The sequence below is a fragment of the Streptomyces bambusae genome, from assembly GCF_020532645.1.
Lineage (GTDB): Bacteria > Actinomycetota > Actinomycetes > Streptomycetales > Streptomycetaceae > Streptomyces > Streptomyces bambusae.
Genome location: NZ_JAJAUZ010000012.1, coordinates 104,225 through 124,736 on the forward strand (window position 1 = coordinate 104,225; position 20,512 = coordinate 124,736).

General features: G+C 74.3%; 18 protein-coding genes. 7 read left to right on the forward strand and 11 right to left on the reverse strand.

Going from position 1 to position 20,512, the window contains the following annotated elements; translation table 11 throughout:
* Positions 1 to 9: 9 nt before the first annotated feature.
* Entirely contained in the window at positions 10 to 1,182 is a 1,173-nt protein-coding gene (locus LG634_RS11500; protein ID WP_226733621.1) for an FAD-dependent monooxygenase, read from the reverse strand.
* 77 nt (positions 1,183 to 1,259) lie between these two features.
* Between LG634_RS11500 and LG634_RS11505 the strand changes: the two genes are divergently transcribed.
* Positions 1,260 to 1,877 (forward strand): TetR/AcrR family transcriptional regulator, encoded by a 618-nt coding sequence (locus tag LG634_RS11505; protein WP_226733622.1) that lies wholly within the window; start codon positions 1,260 to 1,262, stop codon positions 1,875 to 1,877.
* A gap of 10 nt (positions 1,878 to 1,887) precedes the next feature.
* Here LG634_RS11505 and LG634_RS11510 read toward each other — a convergent pair whose 3' ends face one another.
* The 4 genes from LG634_RS11510 to LG634_RS11525 form a co-directional block, all read right to left on the reverse strand.
* Positions 1,888 to 2,511, reverse strand: a complete 624-nt coding sequence (locus tag LG634_RS11510) for a hypothetical protein (RefSeq protein ID WP_226733623.1) — start codon at positions 2,509 to 2,511, stop codon at positions 1,888 to 1,890.
* Positions 2,512 to 2,617: 106 nt separating this feature from the next.
* Complete coding sequence (locus LG634_RS11515; RefSeq protein WP_226733624.1) at positions 2,618 to 3,364, reverse strand: succinate dehydrogenase/fumarate reductase iron-sulfur subunit; 747 nt, start codon at positions 3,362 to 3,364, stop codon at positions 2,618 to 2,620.
* Positions 3,361 to 5,319: a fumarate reductase/succinate dehydrogenase flavoprotein subunit gene (locus LG634_RS11520; protein ID WP_226733625.1), complete on the reverse strand. Its 1,959-nt coding sequence runs from the start codon at positions 5,317 to 5,319 to the stop codon at positions 3,361 to 3,363. The genes LG634_RS11515 and LG634_RS11520 overlap by 4 nt, the downstream gene beginning before the upstream one ends.
* A 2-nt stretch (positions 5,320 to 5,321) precedes the next feature.
* Positions 5,322 to 6,041: a succinate dehydrogenase cytochrome b subunit gene (locus LG634_RS11525; RefSeq protein WP_226733626.1), complete on the reverse strand. Its 720-nt coding sequence runs from the start codon at positions 6,039 to 6,041 to the stop codon at positions 5,322 to 5,324.
* Positions 6,042 to 6,129: 88 nt separating this feature from the next.
* On the opposite strand from LG634_RS11525, the gene LG634_RS11530 reads away from it, so the two are divergent.
* Complete coding sequence (locus LG634_RS11530) at positions 6,130 to 7,017, forward strand: LysR family transcriptional regulator (protein WP_226733627.1); 888 nt, start codon at positions 6,130 to 6,132, stop codon at positions 7,015 to 7,017.
* Between the two features lie 21 nt (positions 7,018 to 7,038).
* Here LG634_RS11530 and LG634_RS11535 read toward each other — a convergent pair whose 3' ends face one another.
* Positions 7,039 to 8,184 carry a winged helix DNA-binding domain-containing protein gene (locus LG634_RS11535; RefSeq protein WP_226733628.1) on the reverse strand — a complete coding sequence of 382 codons (1,146 nt, stop codon included), beginning with the start codon at positions 8,182 to 8,184 and terminating at the stop codon, positions 7,039 to 7,041.
* 116 nt (positions 8,185 to 8,300) lie between these two features.
* On the opposite strand from LG634_RS11535, the gene LG634_RS11540 reads away from it, so the two are divergent.
* Positions 8,301 to 8,813: a mycothiol transferase gene (locus tag LG634_RS11540; RefSeq protein WP_226733629.1), complete on the forward strand. Its 513-nt coding sequence runs from the start codon at positions 8,301 to 8,303 to the stop codon at positions 8,811 to 8,813.
* Positions 8,814 to 8,850: 37 nt separating this feature from the next.
* Here LG634_RS11540 and LG634_RS11545 read toward each other — a convergent pair whose 3' ends face one another.
* Both LG634_RS11545 and LG634_RS11550 read right to left on the reverse strand, forming a co-directional pair.
* Positions 8,851 to 11,013, reverse strand: a complete 2,163-nt coding sequence (locus LG634_RS11545) for a putative bifunctional diguanylate cyclase/phosphodiesterase (protein WP_226733630.1) — start codon at positions 11,011 to 11,013, stop codon at positions 8,851 to 8,853.
* Complete coding sequence (locus tag LG634_RS11550; RefSeq protein ID WP_226733631.1) at positions 11,010 to 11,876, reverse strand: SAM-dependent methyltransferase; 867 nt, start codon at positions 11,874 to 11,876, stop codon at positions 11,010 to 11,012. The genes LG634_RS11545 and LG634_RS11550 overlap by 4 nt, the downstream gene beginning before the upstream one ends.
* A gap of 292 nt (positions 11,877 to 12,168) precedes the next feature.
* Here LG634_RS11550 and LG634_RS11555 point away from each other — a divergent pair, with 292 nt between their 5' ends.
* The 3 genes from LG634_RS11555 to LG634_RS11565 all read left to right on the forward strand — a co-directional run bounded on the left by LG634_RS11555 (position 12,169) and on the right by LG634_RS11565 (position 14,445).
* A complete protein-coding gene (locus LG634_RS11555; protein ID WP_226733632.1) occupies positions 12,169 to 12,921 on the forward strand; it encodes a hypothetical protein in 753 nt (250 codons plus the stop codon).
* 61 nt (positions 12,922 to 12,982) lie between these two features.
* Positions 12,983 to 13,744, forward strand: coding sequence for a bestrophin-like domain (locus LG634_RS11560; RefSeq protein WP_226733633.1), 762 nt, complete (start codon positions 12,983 to 12,985; stop codon positions 13,742 to 13,744).
* Between the two features lie 161 nt (positions 13,745 to 13,905).
* Positions 13,906 to 14,445 carry a hypothetical protein gene (locus tag LG634_RS11565; protein ID WP_226733634.1) on the forward strand — a complete coding sequence of 180 codons (540 nt, stop codon included), beginning with the start codon at positions 13,906 to 13,908 and terminating at the stop codon, positions 14,443 to 14,445.
* A 101-nt stretch (positions 14,446 to 14,546) separates the two neighbouring features.
* Here LG634_RS11565 and LG634_RS11570 read toward each other — a convergent pair whose 3' ends face one another.
* Positions 14,547 to 15,089 carry a hypothetical protein gene (locus tag LG634_RS11570; protein ID WP_226733635.1) on the reverse strand — a complete coding sequence of 181 codons (543 nt, stop codon included), beginning with the start codon at positions 15,087 to 15,089 and terminating at the stop codon, positions 14,547 to 14,549.
* A gap of 343 nt (positions 15,090 to 15,432) precedes the next feature.
* On the opposite strand from LG634_RS11570, the gene LG634_RS11575 reads away from it, so the two are divergent.
* A complete protein-coding gene (locus tag LG634_RS11575; RefSeq protein ID WP_226733636.1) occupies positions 15,433 to 16,098 on the forward strand; it encodes a class F sortase in 666 nt (221 codons plus the stop codon).
* Positions 16,099 to 16,162: 64 nt separating this feature from the next.
* Here the strand turns inward: LG634_RS11575 and LG634_RS11580 are convergent, their stop codons facing one another.
* Both LG634_RS11580 and lysX read right to left on the reverse strand, forming a co-directional pair.
* Positions 16,163 to 17,062 carry a polysaccharide deacetylase family protein gene (locus LG634_RS11580; RefSeq protein WP_226733637.1) on the reverse strand — a complete coding sequence of 300 codons (900 nt, stop codon included), beginning with the start codon at positions 17,060 to 17,062 and terminating at the stop codon, positions 16,163 to 16,165.
* Between the two features lie 137 nt (positions 17,063 to 17,199).
* Complete coding sequence (gene lysX, locus LG634_RS11585; RefSeq protein ID WP_226733638.1) at positions 17,200 to 20,505, reverse strand: bifunctional lysylphosphatidylglycerol synthetase/lysine--tRNA ligase LysX; 3,306 nt, start codon at positions 20,503 to 20,505, stop codon at positions 17,200 to 17,202.
* Between the last annotated feature and the right edge of the window lie 7 nt (positions 20,506 to 20,512).

The following is a 20,512-nucleotide window of genomic DNA, read 5'->3' on the forward strand; positions in this document are numbered from 1 at the left end:
CTCCGGCCGTCAGACGGCCGGCCGGGGCGGCAGCCGGAATCCGGCGAACAGGCCGTCGGTGGCGCGGTGCGCCAGCCGGGCCGGGAGGGCGCGCAGGGCAAGGTTGCGGGCGGCGACGGCGAGCGGGTTGCGGAGGGCTGCGACCCGGCCGGCGCGGCGGGCGCGGACCCGGATGGCGTCGGTGCGGGCGAGCCGGGCCGCGGTGTAGGCGGCGAGGGCGGCCGGCAGGTCTGCCGGGTCGGTGCCGTGTCCGACCAGGTGGGCGAGGACCGCGGCGTCCTCGACGGCCTGGCAGCCGCCCTGTCCGAGGTTGGGCGTCATGGCGTGGGCGGCGTCGCCGAGCCAGGCGGTGCGGCCGTCGTGGAGCCGCGGCAGCGGGCCGGCCAGGTCGTACAGGTCGTGCTGGAGCAGCGTGGCGGGGTCGAGGCGGCGCAGCAGTTCCGGGACGGGCGCGTGCCAGTCGCCGTGGCGGCGCAGCAGGACGCCCCGGGGGTCGTCGGGGCGGTGGCCTTCGGGAGCGGCCGCGGTGGCGTAGACGTAGACCCGGCCGTCGGCGAGCGGCACCATCCCGAACCGGCAGGCCGGACCCCAGGTTTCGGAGGCGGCGAGGTCCGGCAGGCCGTCGGCGGGCAGGACGGTCCGCCAGGCGGTCTCGCCGCTGTAGCGGAGGCCGGAGTGGCCGGGGAAGTGCCGGGCGCGCAGGGCGCTGCGGATGCCGTCGGCGGCCACCACGAGGTCGGCGACCAGTTCTCCCGCCGTCGTGTGCACCCGTGCGGTACGGCCCTGGTCTTCGGTGCCGGTGACGGCGGCCCGGTACCGGACGGTTCCGGGCGGGAGGGCGGCGGTGAGGGCGTCGCCGAGGCCGGCGCGGTGGACCGCGAGGGCGGGGCGGCCGTAACGGGCGGTCAGGGCGGCGGTGTCGGTACGGCTGAGCCAGCGGCCGTCGGGGCTGCGCAGCCCGGCGGCGGCGGGGACGGCGTCGCCGAGGGAGCGGGTGACGTCGAGTCCGGCGGCTTCCAGGGCCCGGAGGGCGTTGGGGGCGAGGACGATCCCGGCGCCGGCGGCCGTGGGGCCGTCGGCGCGTTCGCAGACGGTGACCCGCCAGCCCCGGCGGTGCAGGGCGACCGCCGCCGTGAGCCCGCCGATCCCCGCCCCCGCGACCACTGCATGGCGCTGTCCCACGGCACACCTCTCCCCACCCGGAGGCTCTACACCTGTAGAGCCGACATGCCCTCACTCTACAGCTGTAGAGTGAGGGCATGTCCACTGCCGCCGCCGCTTCCGACCGCCGCACGCTCATCGCCGACACCGCCATCGCCCTGGTCGCCGCCGCGGGTCTGCGCGGGCTCACCCATCGCGCCGTGGACAGCGCGGCGGCCCTCCCGGCGGGGAGCACCTCGTACTACTTCCGCACCCGGACCGCCCTGATCGGCGCCTGCTACCGGCGGCTGGCGGAGCTGGACCTGGCCGACGCGGAGGACGACGGCGGAGCCCTGGCGGGGCCGGGCGGGCCGGCCGGCCCCCCGGACCGGGACGCCGTGGCGGCCGCGCTCGCCGCGATGCTGCACCGCTGGCTCACCACCGGCCGCGCCCGCCAGCTGGCCCGCTACGAGCTGAGCCTGGAGGCCGCCCGCACGCCCGAGCTGGAGGCCGACCTCCACGAGGCCGGGCGGGCCGCCCGGTCCCGGGCCGCCGACCTGCTCGGCGCACTCGGCGCCACCGATCCCCGGGCCTCGGCCGAACTCCTGGTCGCCTGGGCCGACGGCCTGCTCTACGACCGGCTGGCGGGCGCCCTCGCCCGCTCCCGCCCGGCCCCGGACCGGGCCGAACTCGCCGCGGTCTGCCGCCGCATGCTCGACGCGGCGCTCGCCCCCTGACCGGTCGCGGTCAGGCGTCGCCGGCCAGCAGTTCCTGGGGCAGTTCGCGGAAGTCCCAGGTGCCGGCGCGCCGGGTGAAGGTCCACACCAGGTCGTGGCGGGCGGGCCAGCCGGCCGGCACGCCCAGGACCCGGTCCGCGCCGAGGGCCCGGACCAGCCCCGGGATCCCGGCGTGCTCCCAGCAGACGAGCACCGGCATCGGGGCGGCCAGCACCGCCCGGGCGAGCGCCGCCTCCTGCCCGGGCCCGAGGTCGGTGCGGACCCGGACGCCCGTGTCCCGGGCCAGCGCCGCGACGGTCTGCCGGGAGCGGGCGGCGCCGCCGGCGGCGAACAGCGCGGCCGGGCGGGGCAGCCGGGCGCCCCGGGCCGGCCCGAACAGCAGCGGCAGCGCCTCGGCGCGCCGGTGACCGCGCCCGGCCAGCGAGCCGGCGTCCGGATCGCCGTCCTCGTCCTCCCCGAAGTCCCCGGCGTACGGACCCTCCGCGTGCCGGATGACCATGACCAGGGCGTCCCGGGCGGCGGGCGCGCCGGGGGCGGGCCCGGCCCCCGGCCCGGCCGGGGCCTCGGCCGTACAGCCGGCCGCCAGCGGGGCGAGGGCGGCCAGCACGCTCCTGCGCCGTACTCCTTCTGCCATGGGCCCACTGTCCGCCATGGCCCGGAGCCCGCCGGGGCGCGGCGCGGGGTCCCGGCGGACGGTCAGCCGATCGGCGCACCGGGCTCCGGCGGCCGCGCGCCGCGGTTCAGCGGCGGACCGTGCGGTTCGCCCGCAGCCACTCCTTGTTCATGGCGGCGATCGACGGCAGCGGTATCCCCTTGGGGCAGGCGGTGGCGCACTCGCCGGTGAGGGTGCAGCCGCCGAAGCCCTCCGCGTCCATCTGCGCGACCATGTCCAGCACCCGGGTCTCCCGCTCCGGCGAGCCCTGCGGCAGCGCGCCCAGGTGGTTGACCTTGGCGGAGGTGAACAGCATCGCCGAGCCGTTCGGGCAGGCCGCCACGCAGGCGCCGCAGCCGATGCACTCGGCGTGCTCGAAGGCGCGGTCGGCGTCCGCCTTGGGCACGGCGGTCGCGTGCGCCTCGGGCGCGGAGCCGGTGGCCACCGTGACGTAGCCGCCGGCCTGGATGATCCGGTCGAACGCGCTGCGGTCCACCACCAGGTCCCTGACCACGGGGAAGGCGGCGGCCCGCCACGGCTCGACGTCGATGGTGTCGCCGTCCCGGAAGGAACGCATGTGCAGCTGGCAGGCGGTGGTGCGCTCGGGCCCGTGGGCGTCGCCGTTGATGACGAGGCTGCAGGCGCCGCAGATGCCCTCGCGGCAGTCGTGGTCGAAGGCGACCGGCTCCTCGCCGCGCAGGATCAGGTCCTCGTTGAGGGTGTCGAGCATCTCCAGGAAGGACATGTCGCGCGAGATGCCGTCCACCTCGTACGTGACCATCGCCCCGGGGGTCTCGGGGTGCTGCTGGCGCCAGACGCGCAGGTTGAGCTTCATGCGTAGCTCCGCTGGGTGGGGTGGACGTACTCGAAGACGAGGTCTTCGCGGTGCAGGACGGGGGCGGCGCCGGGGGCGGTGAACTCCCAGGCGGCCGCGTAGGAGAAGGCGTCGTCGCGGCGGGCGGCCTCGCCGTCGGGGGTCTGGGACTCCTCGCGGAAGTGGCCGCCGCAGGACTCCTCGCGGTGCAGTGCGTCGAGGCACATCAGCTCGGCCAGCTCCAGGTAGTCGACGACCCGGTTGGCCTTCTCCAGCGTCTGGTTGAGCTGTGCCCCGGTGCCCGGCACCCTGACCCGCTGCCAGAACTCCTCGCGGAGGGCGGGGATGCGGGCGAGCGCCTTGCGCAGTCCGGCTTCGGTGCGGGCCATTCCGCAGTACTCCCACATGAGTTCGCCGATCTCGCGGTGGAAGGAGTCCGGCGTGCGGTCGCCGTCGGCGGCGAGCAGCCGGTCGATGCGCTCGCGGGTCTCGCGCACCGCGGCCGCCGCCTCGGGGTGGCCGGCGTCCACCGGTTCGGGGTGCGGGTTCCGGGCGAGGTAGTCGTTGACGGTGGCCGGCAGCACGAAGTAGCCGTCGGCGAGGCCCTGCATGAGGGCGGAGGCGCCGAGCCGGTTGGCCCCGTGGTCGGAGAAGTTGGCCTCGCCGATCGCGAACAGGCCGGGCACGGTGGTCTGGAGGTCGTAGTCGACCCACAGCCCGCCCATCGTGTAGTGCACGGCGGGATAGATCCGCATCGGCACCTCGTACGGGTCCTCGGCGGTGATCCGCTCGTACATCTCGAAGAGGTTGCCGTACTTCTCGGCCACCTTCTCCCTGCCCAGCCGGCGGATGGCGTCGGCGAAGTCGAGGTAGACCCCCTGGCCGCCGGGGCCGACGCCGCGGCCCTCGTCGCAGACGTTCTTCGCGGCGCGGGAGGCGATGTCGCGGGGCACCAGGTTGCCGAAGGCGGGGTAGATGCGCTCCAGGTAGTAGTCGCGCTCCGCCTCGGGGATCTCGTGGGCGGGCCGGGTGTCGCCCTTCGCCTTCGGCACCCAGATCCGGCCGTCGTTGCGCAGCGACTCGCTCATCAGGGTCAGCTTGGACTGGTGGTCGCCGGTGCGCGGGATGCAGGTGGGGTGGATCTGCGTGAAGCAGGGGTTGGCGAAGTACGCGCCGCGCCGGTGGGCCCGCCAGACGGCCGTGGCGTTGGAGTTCATGGCGTTGGTGGACAGGTAGAAGACGTTGCCGTAGCCGCCTGTGGCGAGGACGACCGCGTCCGCGAAGTGCGTGGACACCTCGCCGGTGACGAGGTCCCGGGCGACGATGCCGCGGGCCCGGCCGTCGACGGTGATCAGGTCGAGCATCTCGGTGCGGGCGTGCATCTCGACGTTCCCCGCGGCGATCTGGCGGGACAGCGCCTGGTAGGCGCCGAGCAGCAGCTGCTGTCCGGTCTGGCCGCGGGCGTAGAAGGTGCGGGAGACCTGTACGCCGCCGAAGGAGCGGGTGTCGAGCAGGCCGCCGTACTCGCGGGCGAAGGGCACGCCCTGGGCCACGCACTGGTCGATGATCTCCACGGAGACCTGGGCGAGGCGGTGCACGTTGGACTCGCGGGCGCGGAAGTCTCCGCCCTTGACGGTGTCGTAGAAGAGCCGGTGCACGGAGTCGCCGTCGTTGCGGTAGTTCTTCGCGGCGTTGATGCCGCCCTGGGCGGCGATGGAGTGGGCCCGGCGCGGCGAGTCCGAGTAGCAGAACTGGACGACGCGGTAGCCCTGTTCGGCCAGGGTGGCGCCGGCCGAGCCGCCGGCGAGTCCGGTGCCGACGACGATGACCGTACGGCCGCGCCGGTTGGCGGGGTTGACCAGCCCGGCCTCGAAGCGGCGCCGGTCCCAGCGCTCGGCGACCGGGCCGTCGGGAGCCTTGGTGTCGGCGATCGGGTCGCCGGTGCGGTAGTGGCTGTAGTCGGGTCGGGTGTTCATGGTCAGTTCACCAGTCCGGTCATGACGGCGAGGGGTACGGAGACGAAGCCCGCGGTGATCACGAGGGCGAGCAGGTTCGCGAGGGCCTTGAGGGTGCGGTCGCGGCGGACGGTGCCGGCACCCAGGGTCTGGGCGGCGCTCCAGAAGCCGTGCCGGATGTGCAGGCCGAGGGCGAGCATCGCGGTCAGGTAGACCGTGTTGCCGTACCAGGTGGAGAAGGTGGCCACGACGTTCTCGTACGGCCGGCCCTCCTGGGCGTTCTCGTTGACCGTGAGGGTGGTCAGGTCGAGGAGGTGCCACACGATGAACAGGCCGAGGATGACCCCGCCCCAGCGCATGGTGCGGGTGGCGTAGCTCGCCCGCCGCCGGCGGTGCGCGTAGCCGACCGGGCGGGCCCGCAGGTCGCGGCGGCTGAGCCGGTACGCGCTGACGGCGTGCGCGAGGACGGCGGCGAGCAGCACGATGCGGGCGCCCCAGAGCCCCCAGTGGCTGTGCAGGAACGGTTCTCCCATGTGGCGCAACCAGCGCCCGTACGCGTTGAACTCGTCCGGGCCGAAGAAGATCTTCAGGTTGCCGAGCATGTGGACCACCAGGTAGCCGAGCATGATCAGTCCGGAGACCGCCATGACGGCCTTCATGCCGAGGGTCGAGCCCCAGAAGCGGCCGACGGGGGTGCGCGGGGTGGGGGACGGCCGGGGGGCCGTCCGCGTTGCCAGAGCCATGCCGTCGACGCTAGGGCCGCAGGTCCCGAGAGGTCCAAGACATGATGCGGCTGAATTCCATAGGCCATACCTATGCAAGGCTGGTGCGATGCAATTCCAGCAGCTGGTGTATTTCGTGGCCGTGGCCGAGACCCGGCACTTCACCCGGGCCGCCGAGCGGGTGCACGTGGCGCAGCCCTCGCTGTCCCAGCAGATCAAGGCGCTGGAGCGGGAGCTGGGGGCGGAGCTGTTCAGCCGGGCGCGGGGCAACATCGCGCTGACCGACGCGGGCGAGGCGCTGCTGCCGCTGGCCCGGCGGATCCTCGCGGATGCGGACACCGCCCGGCTGGAGGTGCAGGAGCTGGCGCAGCTGCGGCGGGGCCGGGTGCGGCTGGGGGCGACTCCGAGCGTGTGCACGGGCCTGCTGCCGGAGGTGCTGCTCGCCTTCCACTCGGCGCATCCGGGGATCCGGCTGCTGATCGAGGAGAGCGGCTCGCTGGACCTCGTGCGGGAGCTGGCCCGCGGCGCCCTGGACCTGGCGCTGATCGCACTGCCGCTGCCGCCGTCCGCGCCGGCGCTGACCACGGTCGAGCTCCTGACGGAGGACCTGGTCGTGGTGTCCTCGCCGGACCGGCCTGCGCCGGGCGGCGGCGGCCCGCTGACGGTGGCGGAGCTGCGCGACCAGCCGCTGGTCATGTTCCGGCACGGCTACGACCTGCGGGAACTGACGGTGGCGGCCTGCCGGGCGGAGGGCTTCGAGCCGTCGTTCGTGGTGGAGGGCGGAGAGATGGACGCGGTCCTGGGCTTCGTACGGGCCGGCCTGGGACCGGCGGTGGTCCCCGCCATGGTGGCCGAACGCGCCGGCCCGGGCCTGCGCACCACCCCGCTCGCCGGCTCCCCGCTGCGCCGCACGATCGCCCTGGCCCACCGCACCGACGTGGCGCCGCCCCGCGCGGCCCGGGAGCTGATGTGGGACCTCATCGGGCGGTACGCCTGACCGCTCGCGGGACGTGCCGGGTCAGGCGGCGGGCAGCAGCCTGGTCTCGGCGTCGGCGGGGATCTTGCTCCACCAGTGGCCGTAGCGGGCGTACACCTGCGGTTCGCGGCCGGCCAGGAAGGCCGTCAGGGCACGGGCCTCGGCGGCCAGCCCCTCCCAGACGTCTCCGGGCAGCGGGTGGAAGGCCGTGGCCTCGATCCCGCCCGGTCCGGGGCGCCACACCCCGGCCACGTACCCGTCGACGAGCAGCGTCGGCAGGACGTCGCCGTTGCGCCGGATCACGAGTGGCCGGTAGGCGGGCGGGATGACGCGGGAGCGGTCCGCGTACGCCAGCAGGATGCTGTCCCACATGGCCATCAGCCGGGGCGGGGCGGGAGTGCCGGCGTCTGGGCGCGCAGCTCCGGGCAGGTCGAACAGCTCCTCGCCGCCGGGGCCTTCGAGCCGTTCCAGCCGGTCGCCGAGCGCGTGCAGGGCGGCGCGCGCCCGCCCCTTCGGGACCAGTCCGAACTGCGCCACGTCCGCGGCCGAGGCCGGTCCGAACCCCGCAAGGTAGCGGAGCACCAGCGTCCGGAGCCGGGCGTCGGACGTGCCGGCGTCCGCGAGGACCGGCCGGACGTCCGGGGCGCGGTAGGCGGGCCGGGCGCCGAAGGACCAGGGCGGGGCGGTCGGGGCGTGCACCAGCGGCGTGTAGTGCCGCAGCCCCCACCAGGCGCCCGGGTGCGGCGGCGTCCCGAGCCGCTCTTCGAGCCAGGCGGTGAAGTCCGTGTTGGTGCGGGGCCGGTCGGCGTACCCGAGCACCTCGGGGACCAGCCGGTCGGCGTCCTGCGCGGTCAGGCCGGACACGGTGAAGCGGGGGCCGAGCCGGGCGCCGCGGAGCACGGGCTGGAGGGCCTCGTGGAAGGCGGGCAGGTCGTCGGCGTGGACGGCGTGCAGGGTGATGCGCATCAGGGTGGCCTTGACCACGCTGCGCCCGGCGAACGCGCCGTCCAGGTCGGCCGGATCGAAGCCGGCGAGCCGGTTCCAGAGCGCGAGGTAGGGGGAGGCGGGCTGCTGGGCCTGGAGGGCGACGGCCCGCCGCACCCCTTCGGCCGCGCCGAGCGGTTCGCGGTGGAGCAGCATCTGTCGGGCGAGCGTGGCCCGGTTGAGTCCGCGCGCGGTGATCACCATGGTCGTCCCGGCCCCTTTCCCCCGGCCGTCCCTCCCCCGGGGCCGGCGCCGGAAGCCTAACCCGAACGGGTGGCGGCGGCGCACCGGACCCGGAACGGCCTGGCAGGGTGGGGGCCATGAAGGCCACCCAGCTCCTGGCGGACTGTTTCCAGCGCATCCACGAGGTCGTCCACGAGACCGTGGACGGGCTCGGTGCGGAGGACCTCGCCGCACGTCCGGACGGTCACGCGAACTCCGTCGCCTGGCTCGTCTGGCACCTGACCCGCATCCAGGACGACCACGTGTCCGAGCTGGCCGGACGTGAACAGGCCTGGACCGCCGAGGGCTTCGCCGACCGCTTCGCCCTGCCGCTGGCGCCCTCCTCCACGGGGTACGGCCACACCGCCGCGGAGGCGGCGTCCGTACGCGTGGCCTCGGGCGGCCTGCTGCTGGCCTACTTCGACGCCGTCCACTCCCGGACCACTGCCTGGCTGCCCACCGTCCAGGCCGCCGACCTCGACCGGGTGGTGGACACCCGCTGGGACCCGCCGGTGACCATGGGCGTCCGCCTGGTCAGCGTGATCGCCGACGACCTCCAGCACGCCGGCCAGGCCGCCTACGTCCGCGGCCTGCTCCGCCGCGGCGCCTGAGGCGGTCCGCGGCGGCCCTCCCGGGACGGATCGGCGGTCAGGACGGCACGGCGTCCGCCAGCGAGAGGGCGTGGATGCGGTCGGGGGCACCCGGGCGGGCGTAGTACCAGCCCTGGGCGGTGTCGCAGCCCAGGGCGCGGAGCTGGGCCGCCTGGGCGCCGGTCTCCACGCCCTCGACGGTGACCGCGAGTTCGAGGCTGTGGGCGAGGGCGACGATCCCCTCGACGATCTTCACGTCGACCGGGTCGGCGGGCAGGCGCTGCATGCTCTGGGTGAAGGACCGGTCGAGCTTGAGCACGCTGACCGGCAGCCGGCGCAGGTTGGCGAGGTTCGAGTAGCCGGTGCCGAAGTCGTCGAGGGCGATGTCCACACCCAGGGCGGCCAGCCGGCGCAGCGGCTCCAGCAGCTGGTCGTCGGCGCCTATCAGCGCGGACTCGGTGACCTCCAGGCACAGCGCGCCCGGCGCCAGTCCGGACTCCTCCAGGACGGCGACGGTGTCGGCGACCAGCCCGGGGTGGTGGAGCTGGGTCGGGGAGAGGTTGACGTTGATGCGGAGCGGGCCGCCGTGCTCGCGCTGCCAGGTGCGGGCCTGCCGGACCGCCTCCTCCAGGACCCAGCGGCCCAGGGGGACGATCAGGCCGGTGCGTTCGGCGAGCGGGATGAACCGGTCGGGCCCCAGCACCCCGTGCTGCGGGTGGGACCAGCGGACCAGGGCCTCCGCGCCGTGCACGCTGCCGTCGTGGAGGTGGACCAGCGGCTGGTACTCGATGAAGAACTCGCCGCGCTCCAGGGCCGCCGGGAGGGCGTTGGTCAGCCCGTGGCGGGTGATGGCGCGGGCGTCGGCCTCCGCGTCGGCCAGCTCGAAGCGGTTGCCGCCCGCGCCCTTGGCCCGGTACATCGTGATGTCGGCGCTGCGCAGCACCTCGGCCGGGCCGCGCTCCCCCGCCGGGCCCTCGACGATGCCGATGCTGCCGCGGACCGAGAGTTCGCGGCCGTCGAGGCGGACCGGCGCGGAGAGGGTGCTGAGGATCCGCATCGCGAGGTCGGTGACGTCCTGCGGGCCGGCGGCCGAGGTGGTGAGGGCGACGAACTCGTCGCCGCCGAGGCGGGCCACCATCTCGCCCGGGCCGGTGGCGCAGCTCTGCAGCCGGTCCGCGACCTCCACCAGGAGCCGGTCCCCGGCCGCGTGGCCGAGGCTGTCGTTGACGGCCTTGAAGCCGTCGAGGTCGAGGTAGCAGAGGCCGAAGCGGCCGCCCTTGCCGGCGAGCGCCTTCTCCAGCCGCTCGAAGAACAGGGTCCGGTTGGGGAGGCCGGTGAGGGCGTCGTGGGTGGCCTCGTAGCGCAGCCGCAGGTTCAGCAGGCGGCGCTCGGTGGTGTCCTCCATCAGCGCGAGCTGGTACTGCGGCTTGCCGTCCGCGTCGCGGAGCAGGGAGACCGTCAGGTTGGTCCACAGGACGGTGCCGTCGTGGCGGTAGTACGGCTTCTCGACGCGGTAGTGGTCGCGCTCGCCGCGGACGAGTTCGCCGTACATGCGCCAGACCTGCGGGGTGTCCTCCGGGTGGCTCCAGTCACAGACGTTGCGGCCGCGGATGTGGCCCTCGACGCCGCCGAACATCCGGGTGAGGGCCTCGTTGCACTCCAGCACGTTGCCGTCGAGGTCGGCGATGCCGATGCCGACGGCGGCGTCCTCGAAGACGGCGCGGAAGCGCGCCTCGCTCGCGTGCAGGGCCTGCTGGGCGTCGGTGCGGGCGCTCAGCGCGGAGCGGGCGATGGCCTCCTGCTCGCCGAGGGTGCGCTCGCGCAGGGCGCGGGCGTAGCCGGCGGCCAGGGCGTGCTGGAGCCGGGCGCAGCGGGCCCGGTACTCCTCGCCGTCCTCGCGGCCGGCGGGGCCGCAGTAGAGGACGAGGTACGACTCGATGACCCCGAGGGTGCCGGAGAGGGCGTCGGGGTCGGTGCAGTGCACGGCGACCAGGTCGGCGCCGATGCGCTGGGCGGGGGCCGGGTCGAAGGGCTGGGCGTGCAGGGCCCGGGACAGCTCGCGGGCCAGGGGGACGAGGTGGACCTCGAACTCCTGGCGGGTGAGGGAGGTGGCGGTGACCGGGAAGATGGCCCGGCTCCAGATCCGCGCGAAGCGCGTGATCCGGTCCTCCGGGCTGTCGGGGAGCGCGGTCGCCTCCCCCGTCTGTACGGGGATTCTCACGCCTTGCGTCCCACGCCTGCGAATCCCGCGAAGGTGTACGGGTCCTCGTCGTCGTCCGGCCCGTCCGGGAGGGCGGCGCCGGGGTCGCCGGCGGGGGCGTCGGGGTCGGCTTCGGGTTCGGGGCGCCAGCGGGGCATGGCGACGACGCCGGGTTCGAGGATCTCGAAGCCGTCGAAGAACGCGGTCACCTCCTCGCGGCTGCGCATCACGAGCGGGTTGCGGGTGCCGCGGTAGACGTCGACGGCGCCGCCGGCGACCTCGCGGGCGGTGGGCAGCCCCTCGTAGGAGGCGTGGGTGAGGACGATCAGGCTGCCGGGGGCGAGGGCGTCGCGGAGTTCGGCGACCGCCTCGTGGGGGCGGTCGTGGTCCTCCAGAAAGTGCAGGACGGCGACGAGGAGCAGCGCGACGGGCCGGTCGAAGTCGAGGAGGGACAGCGCCTGCGGGCTGTGCAGGATGTCGGCCGGCTTGCGCAGGTCGGCCGCGACGATGTCGCTGCGGTCGTCGGCGGCGAGGACGGCCCGGCTGTGGGCGACCGCGACCGGGTCGTGGTCGACGTAGACGACGCGGGCGTCGGGGGTCGCCGCCTGCGCGACCTCGTGGACGTTGCCGAAGGTGGGGATGCCGGAGCCGATGTCGAGGAACTGGGTGATGCCTTCGGCCACCGCGTGGCGGACGGCGCGGCGCATGAACGCGCGGTTGGCCTGCATGATCTTGGGGAGGCCCGGCAGGAATTCCATGGCCCGGCGGGCCGTCTGCCGGTCGACCTCGAAATTGTGCGACCCGCCCAGGTAGTAGTCGTAGATACGGGACACGCTGGGCACCGATATGTCGATGCCTGGCGGTGCCCAGTCCGGGCGCTCCATCACTTCTCCAAGACCTAGTCCGACGGCTGTCCGAGCCGAATCTACTGATCATTGCCCAACCGGGCGAGCCAAAGCGGAAATTGGCGATCCGTTCTTCGTCACACACCAAAGGCACGTGCCCGCACCCGCGCAAGCGTTGACCGAAGCCGACAAATCCCTTTTGGGTTTTAACGACACCTGACCGGGTAGACGGCATCCTTGGCTCAAACCTATCGGGTTGAAAGTCCGCCCGATCGGGCGAATCCGGTGGGCTCGCCGCGTGTGCCGCGGGCCGCTCGCCCATGCTCCCCGCGTGAACAGACCCAGAGCCAGACGGATGGCGGCGGTCACGGTCCTGCTCTGGGCCGCACTCGCCGTCACCCCTGCCGTGGCCGATAGCTGCGCCTTCGGCTGCGCGGACGACACCGGCGCGGCGGCGCTGCCGTACGCCGTCCCGGGCCCCGGCGCGTTATCCGGGGGTGGCGACCGTCACAGTCGCGGCGCGCCCGGCGAAGGCCGGGGCAAGGGCCACGAGAAGGGCCGGGGCAAGGGCCACGGCAAGGACCGGTGCCACGGCAAGGGGCACGGCTGCCGCCCCGGCTGCCACGGTCACGGCCATGGGCACGGCCACTGCAAGTGCCACTGCCCGTGCCCGAAGCCCACCCCGACCCCGACGCCCGAGCCCACCCCCAAGCCGACACCGAAGCCCACGCCGAAGCCGACTCCCAAGCCCACGCCGACGCCGACGCCGACCCGGAAGCCGACGCCCGAGCCCCGCCCGACGCTCACCGAGGCACCCCCCGTGCCGCCGCGCCCCGCGCCGCCGTCGCCCGCCGGGCCCCGGACCGCAGCGCCGCCCGTGGTCCGCGCCGAACCGGTGCCCGCGGCGCCGCGCCGCACGCCCGCCGCGCGGCCCACCCCGGCGCCGACCCGCACCCCGGTCCCACGGCCCGCCTACCGCGCCGCGGCCCGCAAACCGCCGCAGCACCACATCTCGCCGGTGACCTTCACCCTGCTCGCCACGGCGCCCGCGGTGCTCGCCATCGTCGCCCTGCGCCCGCGCTGACCCGCCGACGGCAGGCACCCGCAAGCCCGCAGATCCCGTCCGCTCGCACCCGGAGACCCCCTTGTCGGAATGGCTCGTCCTGTCCCTCGCGATGGCCGCGGCATGCGCCGTGGTCCTCTCCATCGCGTTCCTCAACCACCGGCGGATCGGCGACGACGACGATCCCTCGGAGACCCCCGACGTCATCGAGTACATGACGATGATGATCGGCGTGATCTACGCGATCGTGCTGGGCCTGGCCATCGCCGGCGTCTGGGAGGGCCGCAGCGCGGCCCAGGAGTACGTCCGCCAGGAGGCCCAGGCCCTGCACGAGGTGAGCGTCCGGGCGGAGGTGTACCCGGCGGACGTGCGCGCCCGGATCCGGGCCGACGTCACCGCCTACGCCGCGTACGTCGTCGAGGACGAGTGGCAGGTGATGGCCGAACGGGGCGAGCTGACCGACGAGGGGGAGCGGCTGCTGGAGCGGATCCGCCGGGACGTCACCGACTACGAGCCGAAGACCGACCACGAGGGGCAGGCGTACCAGCCGCTGGTGGACCAGGTCGCCGCCGTGGACGACGCGCGCAGCGCCCGGGCCGCGGGCGCCGGCGCGACCATGCCGGGGGTGGTCTGGTTCGGGCTCATCGCCGGGGCGGCGGTGACCGTCGGTCTGATCTTCACCCTGCAGATCAGGCGCTCGTTCCGGGAGATGCTGCTCGCCGGACTGTTCAGCGCGCTGATCGCCTTCCTGCTGTTCCTGATCTGGGACTTCGACGCGCCGTTCGGGCGGGGCATCTCCGCCACCGCGGACCCGTTCTTCGAGAAGTTCCCGGGCCTGCGCTGACGGCGGGGTTCGCCCACACGGACGAGACGGCTCCCCCGTTCGCCTGACCCTGATCGCGGGTCACCTTGCGCGCACCTAGCGTGGCGTTCATCGAGGTGCACGAACCCCCACATGTGGAACAGGTTTCCGCAGCGGCTCCTCGGGGACCCGGAGGTCCGACCATGCGCGCGATACGCAACACGTCCAGGCATCTGATCGCGGCGGGCGCCGCAGCCGCCGTGCTCTCGCTCTCCGCGCCGGCCGCCGTGGCGGCCGGCACCCAGCCGATCACACCGTTCGGCTTCGCCGTCACGCCGTCGACCCAGGTCCAGCCGGGCGGGCAGGTCAGCCTCATGCTCACGAGCTGCGACGGCCCGGGGCAGGCCTCGTCGGGGATCTTCGACACCGTCAACTTCGCCCGCGGGACCACCACGGCGTCCGCCACCGTCGACCTGGACGCCCGGCGCGGCGACAGCTACGCGGTGACCTTCACCTGCAACGGAGTGTCAGGCTCGACCAACCTCACGATCGCCGCGGCCCCCCTACCGTCGAGCTCCCCCGTCACCAGCTCGACGACGGCGGCGGCGCAGGGCGTGCGCGGCGGCTTCGGCGGCAGCGTCTCGGGCGTCTCCGGCGGCCAGATCGCCACCGGCGCCGCCCTCTTCCTCATCGCCGCCGCGGGTACGACGTACGCGATGCGCCGCCGGCCCGGCCGGCGCTGACGGGACGCCCGCCCGGGTCCCCCGAACCGCCCGGAGCCCCGAGTCCGCCGTGGACTCGGGGCTCCGGGCGGTTGCGCGTCGGGCCCGGGAGGTTCGGGCGGTCAGATGCGGCCGCGGAGCGAGCGGCGGCGGCGCATCACGTGCACGCCGGCGCCCAGCGCCGCCACGCCCACCAGCCCGGCGCCCATCGCGGTCTCGGCGGTGGACGGGCCGAACGAGCCACCGAGGCCGCCCTGCGCGCCACGGGCCGGGAGGACCCGGAACTCGTGGGTGCCGAGGACGTCGCTGCCGTGGCAGCGCACGGTCAGCGTGTGGCGACCGGGCCGGGCCTCGTCGAAGATGCGGACCGTCGCGAAGCTGATCCGGCCCGGGGACATCTTCTTGTCACGGAAGGCATCGGGGGACTCGACCTCGCCGCCGTCCCGGCAGCCGGTCGCGGTGACGTCCATCCGGGCACCCTGGTGCACGTTGAGGGGGTTGACGGTGATGTCACGGGGGCCCCGGCCGTCACCGCCGCCGCCGTTGCCGCCGCGGCCGCCGCCGTCCCCGCCCACGGGGGCACCGCCCGCGAGGGCCGCCGGTGCGGCCAGGCCGATGGCTGCGACGGCTGCGGCCGTCGCCAGGAATACGCGTGCAACACGCATGGTGGAACCTCCAGAGGAGAGGCGCGCCGGGGCAGTTGCCACGGGCTGATCGACGAGAACGCCTCCCATGACGAACCCTCACGGAGTCTTTGATTCCGCGCATTTTGGACCGGGGCCGCCCCGCCCGCCGACACGCCGGGCGAATCTGACGGATCCGCAGGTCACACACCGTCAGGTGTTTTATATGACCTTTACTCGTATGGGCGCATCCGTCCCGGTCCGGGGCCGGCCCGGCCACTCGTTCGCCGCCTCCCCGGTCGCCGCCCGCAGCGCGCCGCCCTACGGTGCGGGACAAGGGGGAAGAGAACGCGGGCGGGGAACCCCGCGTCGGGAAGGGAGAGAGATGACCGAGGACGAGACCGGGCCGGACCGCAGGAAACGCTCCCCGTGGGGGGTGCTGGCCCTGGTCATGCTCACCGGCCTCGCCATGATCCGGAACGGGGCGGACGCCGAGAACGGCCCGCCTCAGCCGGCCGCGGCCGCCGCGGTCAAGGTGCAGCCGGACAGCCAGGCCGCGGCCGCGCCCACGCCCCCGGCCGGCCTGGAGGTCCTGGACCACTCCACGGTGGAACGGATCCGGATCCCCTCGATCCGGGTGGACGCGCCGACCATGACGGTCGGTCTGGACGCGGAGGGCTGGATCGACGCGCCTCCCCCGCAGGACCCGAACCTGGCCGGCTGGTACCTGAACGGCGTCGCCCCCGGGCAGCGCGGCACGGCCGTGGTCGTCGGCCACGTCGACAACGAGAAGGGCCCGGCGGTCTTCTACGGCCTGGGCTCGGTGCACAAGGGCGACGAGGTGGAGGTGGCGCGGTACGACGGCCGCACGGCCGTGTTCGAGGTGTACGGCGTCGAGGTCTTCTCGAAGCACGACTTCCCCGGCCCGCGGGTCTACGGCGACACCGGGCACGCCGAACTCCGCGTGATCACCTGCGGCGGCGGCTACTCCAAGGCCGGCGGCTACGACGGCAACGTGGTGGTGTTCGCCCGCATGGTGGCGGTGCGCTGAGACCCGTCGTCGAACGCGGACTGCATGAACGTTGCTGCGGGCCCCTCGCCGGGGCCCGCAGGCGTCAGTCGCGCAGCGGCAGTGCCGGCAGGGTCATGCGGTAGCCGCGCTCCAGCAGCCGGGGCAGGTAGCTGCGCAGGGCGGCCACGCTCTGCGAGCGGTCGCCGCCCGCGTCGTGGGAGAGGACGACCACGCCGGGGGCGGCGCCGCGCAGCACCCGGGTGACGATCGTGGAGGTGCCCGGCTCCTGCCAGTCCAGCGTGTCCACGGTCCACGCCAGGGGTTCCATGCCGAGGTCCGCCCCGATCTCGAACGCCGCCCGGTTCCAGGCGCCGAACGGGGCGCGGAACCAGACGGGTGCCGTGCCGGTCACACGGTCGACGAGTTCGCTGGTGCGGCGGATCTCCCGGTCGAGGGCCGGCCGGCTCAGCCTGGGGATGAGCGGGTGGGTCCAGGTGTGGTTGCCGATCACGTGGCCCTCGTCGGCCATGCGGCGCAGCAGGTCGCGGTGTTCGGTGGCCATCTCCCCGCAGACGAAGAACACCGCCTTGACATCGTGGCGGGCGAGGGTGTCCAGGATCTTCGGGGTGTAGCGGGGGTCGGGTCCGTCGTCGAAGGTCAGCGCCATGCTGCTGCCGGCGGGCGGCATGTCGAGCAGCGGGCGGGTGCGGACCGGCGGCTTGGCGGGGCGGCGGCGGGGCATCTCGTCGGCCATCGGGCTGAGCCGGTACGGGGCGCGGGCCCCGGGGCGCACCGCCTGCGGGGGGCCGGGGGCGGGTGCGGGGGCAGCACCCGGCGCCGCTCCGCTCGCCTGCGGTCCGCCCGCCCCGGGGGCGGCGGCCGTGTGCCGGCCGGGGGTTCCGGCCTCTCCCCCGGTGAAGAGTCCGGAGGCGACGGCGGCTCCGAGGAAGACGGCGGTGCGCAGCACCATCCGGCGACCCGGAATCAGCTCTTCAGATTTCATTACCAACAGCTCGCACGCCAGACAGCGTGGAGCGCTCATCGACACTGGTCAAGTGGGTTAAAGCACCCGATGGGAGGAGCCCGCACGGGCGGTGGCCGGTTTCGCCCGGTGCGGCCGGAAATCGCCGGCCGAGTGTGTCAGGACCTGCGGACCAGCGGGAACGGGAGCGTCTCGCGGATCGTGAGTCCCGTGAGGAACATGACGAGCCGGTCGACGCCGATGCCCAGGCCGCCGGTGGGCGGCATCGCGTACTCCAGGGCGTCGAGGAAGTCGTTGTCGAGTTCCATCGCCTCGGGGTCCCCGCCGGCGGCGAGCAGGGACTGGGCGGTGAGCCGGCGCCGCTGCTCGACCGGGTCGGTCAGTTCCGAGTAGGCGGTGCCCAGTTCGGTGCCGAAGGCCACCAGGTCCCAGCGTTCGGCGAGCCGCGGGTCGGTGCGGTGCTGCCGGGTGAGCGGGGACACGTCCGTGGGGAAGTCCTTGTAGAAGGTGGGGAGCTGGGTACGTTCCTCGACGAGCCGCTCGTACATCTCCAGGACCACGTCGCCGCGGGTGTCCTCGGGGGTGTGCGGGACGCCGGCCCGGTCGCAGAGGGCGCGCAGCACGTGCTCCTCGGTGTCGGCGTCGACCGGCTCGCCGAGCGCCTCGCTGACCGCGCCGTACAGCGTCTTCACCGGCCAGGGGCCGGAGATGTCGTGTTCGACGAGCCGGCCGTCCTTGCCGGCCTTGCGGGCGACGGGGGCGCCGAAGGCTGCGGTGGCGGCGCCCTGGATCAGCTCGCGGGTCAGCTCGAGCATCACGTCGTAGTCGGCGAAGGCCTGGTAGGCCTCCAGCATCGTGAACTCGGGGTTGTGCTTGTACGAGACGCCCTCGTTGCGGAAGGTGCGGCCCATCTCGAAGACCTTCTCCATGCCGCCGACGCAGAGCCGTTTGAGGTACAGCTCGGGTGCGATGCGCAGGTAGAGGTCGAGGTCGTAGGCGTTGATGTGGGTGGTGAAGGGGCGGGCGTTGGCCCCGCCGTGGATCTGCTGGAGCATCGGGGTCTCGACCTCCAGGAAGCCGCGTTCCAGCAGCCCCTGGCGGAGGGCCTGGACGGCCGCGGAGCGGGCCCGGACCACGTCGCGGGCCTCGGGACTGGCGACCAGGTCCAGGTAGCGGCGGCGGACCCGGGCCTCGGGGTCGGCGAGGCCCTTGCGCTTGTCGGGCAGCGGGCGCAGGCACTTGCCGGTGAGCTGCCAGGAGCGGACGAGTACCGACGGCTCCCCGCTGCGGCTGGCGGCGATCTCCCCGGTGGCCGTCACGTGGTCGCCGAAGTCGACGTCGGCGGTGAACGAGCCGAGGGCGGTGCCGGAGCCGTCGCGGGTGAACATCAGCTGGAGGTCGCCGGACCAGTCGCGCAGGACGGCGAAGACCACGCCGCCGAGGTCGCGGACGACCATCACCCGGCCGGCCACGGTGACCGTGTCGCCGGTGCGGGCACCGGGGGCGAGTCCCGGGTGGGCCGCGCGGACCTCGGCGAGGGTGTGCGTACGGCGTGCGATGACGACGGGGTACGGGTCGGTGCCGGCGGCGCGCAGCCGCTCCAGCTTCCGGTGCCGGACCCGGACCTGATCGGGCAGCGCGGGCCCGGCCGTCTCCTGTTCCTCCTCGCCGAGGCCGAGGGAGGCGATGGAGGGCAGGCCTTCGGTGGTGGCGGGGGCGGTGACGCCGGACGGGTGCCCCTTGCCCCACAGCTTGCGCAGGCTCGGTACGGAGACGAACCCCTCGGCGATGCCGGAGGCGAGGCTGATCCGGGCCAGCGAACCGGCGTCGGCGTAGCAGAGCATCCGCGGGTACCACTCGGGCCCGTACTTCACGTTGGAGCGGTACAGGGCCTCCAGCTGCCACCAGCGGGAGAAGAACAGCAGCAGCCGGCGCCACAGCCGCAGGACGGGGCCGGCGCCGATCCGGGCGCCCTCCTCGAAGACGGAGCGGAAGACGGCGAAGTTCAGTGAGATCCGGCGGATGCCGAGCTTGGGCGAGGCGGCGCACAGTTCGGCGACCATGAACTCCATGACGCCGTTGGGGGCGCGGCGGTCGCGGCGCATCAGGTCGAGGGAGATGCCGTCCTTGCCCCAGGGGACGAAGGACAGCAGGGCGATCAGGGTGCCGTCGGCGTCGAAGGCCTCGACGAGCAGGCAGTCGCCGTCGGCGGGGTCGCCGAGCCGGTCGAGGGCCATGGAGAAGCCGCGTTCGGTCTCGGTGTCGCGCCACTGGTCGGCGCGGTCGATGATGCGGTTCATCTCCTCGTCGGTGAGGGCGGAGTGGCGCCGGATCTGCGTGCTGCAGCCGGCCCGCCGGACCCGGTTGACGGCCTGGCGGGTGACGCGCATGTCGCGGCCCGCCAGGTCGAACTGGGCCACGTGCAGGATGGCCTCGTCGCCCAGCTGGAGCGCGCCGAGACCGGAGCGGGCGTAGGCGGTGGCGCCGTGCTCGGAGGCGCCCATGACGGCGGGGGCCCAGCCGTGTTTGCGGGCCACCGCGAGCCAGGCGTCGACGGCCGGGGTCCAGGCTCCGGGGTCGCCCACCGGGTCGCCGCTGGCGAGGCAGACGCCGGCCTCGACGCGGTAGGTGACGGCGGCCTTGCCGTTCGGGGCGAACACGACGGCCTTGTCGCGGCGGGTGGCGAAGTAGCCGAGCGAGTCGTTGTGGCCGTAGGCGCCGAGCAGGGCGCGGATGCGGGGTTCCTCGTCGCCGTGCAGGGCGGCGGTGAGGCGCTGGGAGCGGAAGAGCGTGGCAGCGGCGTTCAGCAGGGCGAGGGCGCCGAACAGGCCGCAGAAGAAGAACAGCGGGCGGGGCGGGCGGCCGTCGAACTGGCGGGCGGAGAAGAGGCCGCCGAAGACCTGCTTGGCGGCCCAGTCGAGCCACTGGCCGCGCGGGAGGGTGCCGGGCCAGATGGCGACGAGGCCCCAGCCGAGGAGGACGGCGGCGAGGAGGCCGAGGCCGAGGACGAGCAGGGCGCGCCAGAAGGCGCCGCTGCGGGAGGCGGCGTAGAACTCTCCGCGGGCCAGGACCAGGACGACGGTGGCGGCGACCGCGAGGACGAAGGAGGCGGCGCCGATCACGTACTCGCCGTCCGCCATCCAGACGAGGTCCACGAGGATCAGGAGGCCGAGGTAGCAGACGACGATCCACCAGGCGACCTTCTTGCGGGCGCCGAGGGCGGCGGCGAGGAGGAAGAGGAAGACGGCGTAGGCGAGGTTGGCGCTGACGGGGACGACGATCTCGTCGAGGAAGCGGACCACCGGGCGCAGGAGGCGGCGCAGGCCGGGTGAGAGGGCCAGGAGGGCGCAGAGGAGGCCGAGGGTGCCGAAGAAGGCGGCGAAGCCGTCGGGGATCCGGTTCAGGAACCGGATCCCCGCCGCCGCTTTGCGGGCCGTGTGGGTGTCCTCCGCGCGCACGCTCATGCTTGGA

Excerpts from the sequence above, each read along its gene's own strand:
- LG634_RS11550 (WP_226733631.1), bottom strand. The coding sequence starts at position 11,876 with ATGGAGCGCCCGGACTGGGCACCGCCAGGCATCGACATATCGGTGCCC.
- LG634_RS11575 (WP_226733636.1), top strand. The coding sequence starts at position 15,433 with ATGACCGAGGACGAGACCGGGCCGGACCGCAGGAAACGCTCCCCGTGG.
- LG634_RS11515 (WP_226733624.1), bottom strand. The coding sequence starts at position 3,364 with ATGAAGCTCAACCTGCGCGTCTGGCGCCAGCAGCACCCCGAGACCCCC.
- LG634_RS11570 (WP_226733635.1), bottom strand. The coding sequence starts at position 15,089 with ATGCGTGTTGCACGCGTATTCCTGGCGACGGCCGCAGCCGTCGCAGCC.
- LG634_RS11535 (WP_226733628.1), bottom strand. The coding sequence starts at position 8,184 with ATGGTGATCACCGCGCGCGGACTCAACCGGGCCACGCTCGCCCGACAG.
- LG634_RS11540 (WP_226733629.1), top strand. The coding sequence starts at position 8,301 with ATGAAGGCCACCCAGCTCCTGGCGGACTGTTTCCAGCGCATCCACGAG.
- LG634_RS11525 (WP_226733626.1), bottom strand. The coding sequence starts at position 6,041 with ATGGCTCTGGCAACGCGGACGGCCCCCCGGCCGTCCCCCACCCCGCGC.
- LG634_RS11510 (WP_226733623.1), bottom strand. The coding sequence starts at position 2,511 with ATGGCAGAAGGAGTACGGCGCAGGAGCGTGCTGGCCGCCCTCGCCCCG.
- LG634_RS11565 (WP_226733634.1), top strand. The coding sequence starts at position 13,906 with ATGCGCGCGATACGCAACACGTCCAGGCATCTGATCGCGGCGGGCGCC.
- LG634_RS11505 (WP_226733622.1), top strand. The coding sequence starts at position 1,260 with ATGTCCACTGCCGCCGCCGCTTCCGACCGCCGCACGCTCATCGCCGAC.
- LG634_RS11580 (WP_226733637.1), bottom strand. The coding sequence starts at position 17,062 with ATGAAATCTGAAGAGCTGATTCCGGGTCGCCGGATGGTGCTGCGCACC.
- LG634_RS11520 (WP_226733625.1), bottom strand. The coding sequence starts at position 5,319 with ATGAACACCCGACCCGACTACAGCCACTACCGCACCGGCGACCCGATC.
- LG634_RS11530 (WP_226733627.1), top strand. The coding sequence starts at position 6,130 with ATGCAATTCCAGCAGCTGGTGTATTTCGTGGCCGTGGCCGAGACCCGG.
- lysX (WP_226733638.1), bottom strand. The coding sequence starts at position 20,505 with ATGAGCGTGCGCGCGGAGGACACCCACACGGCCCGCAAAGCGGCGGCG.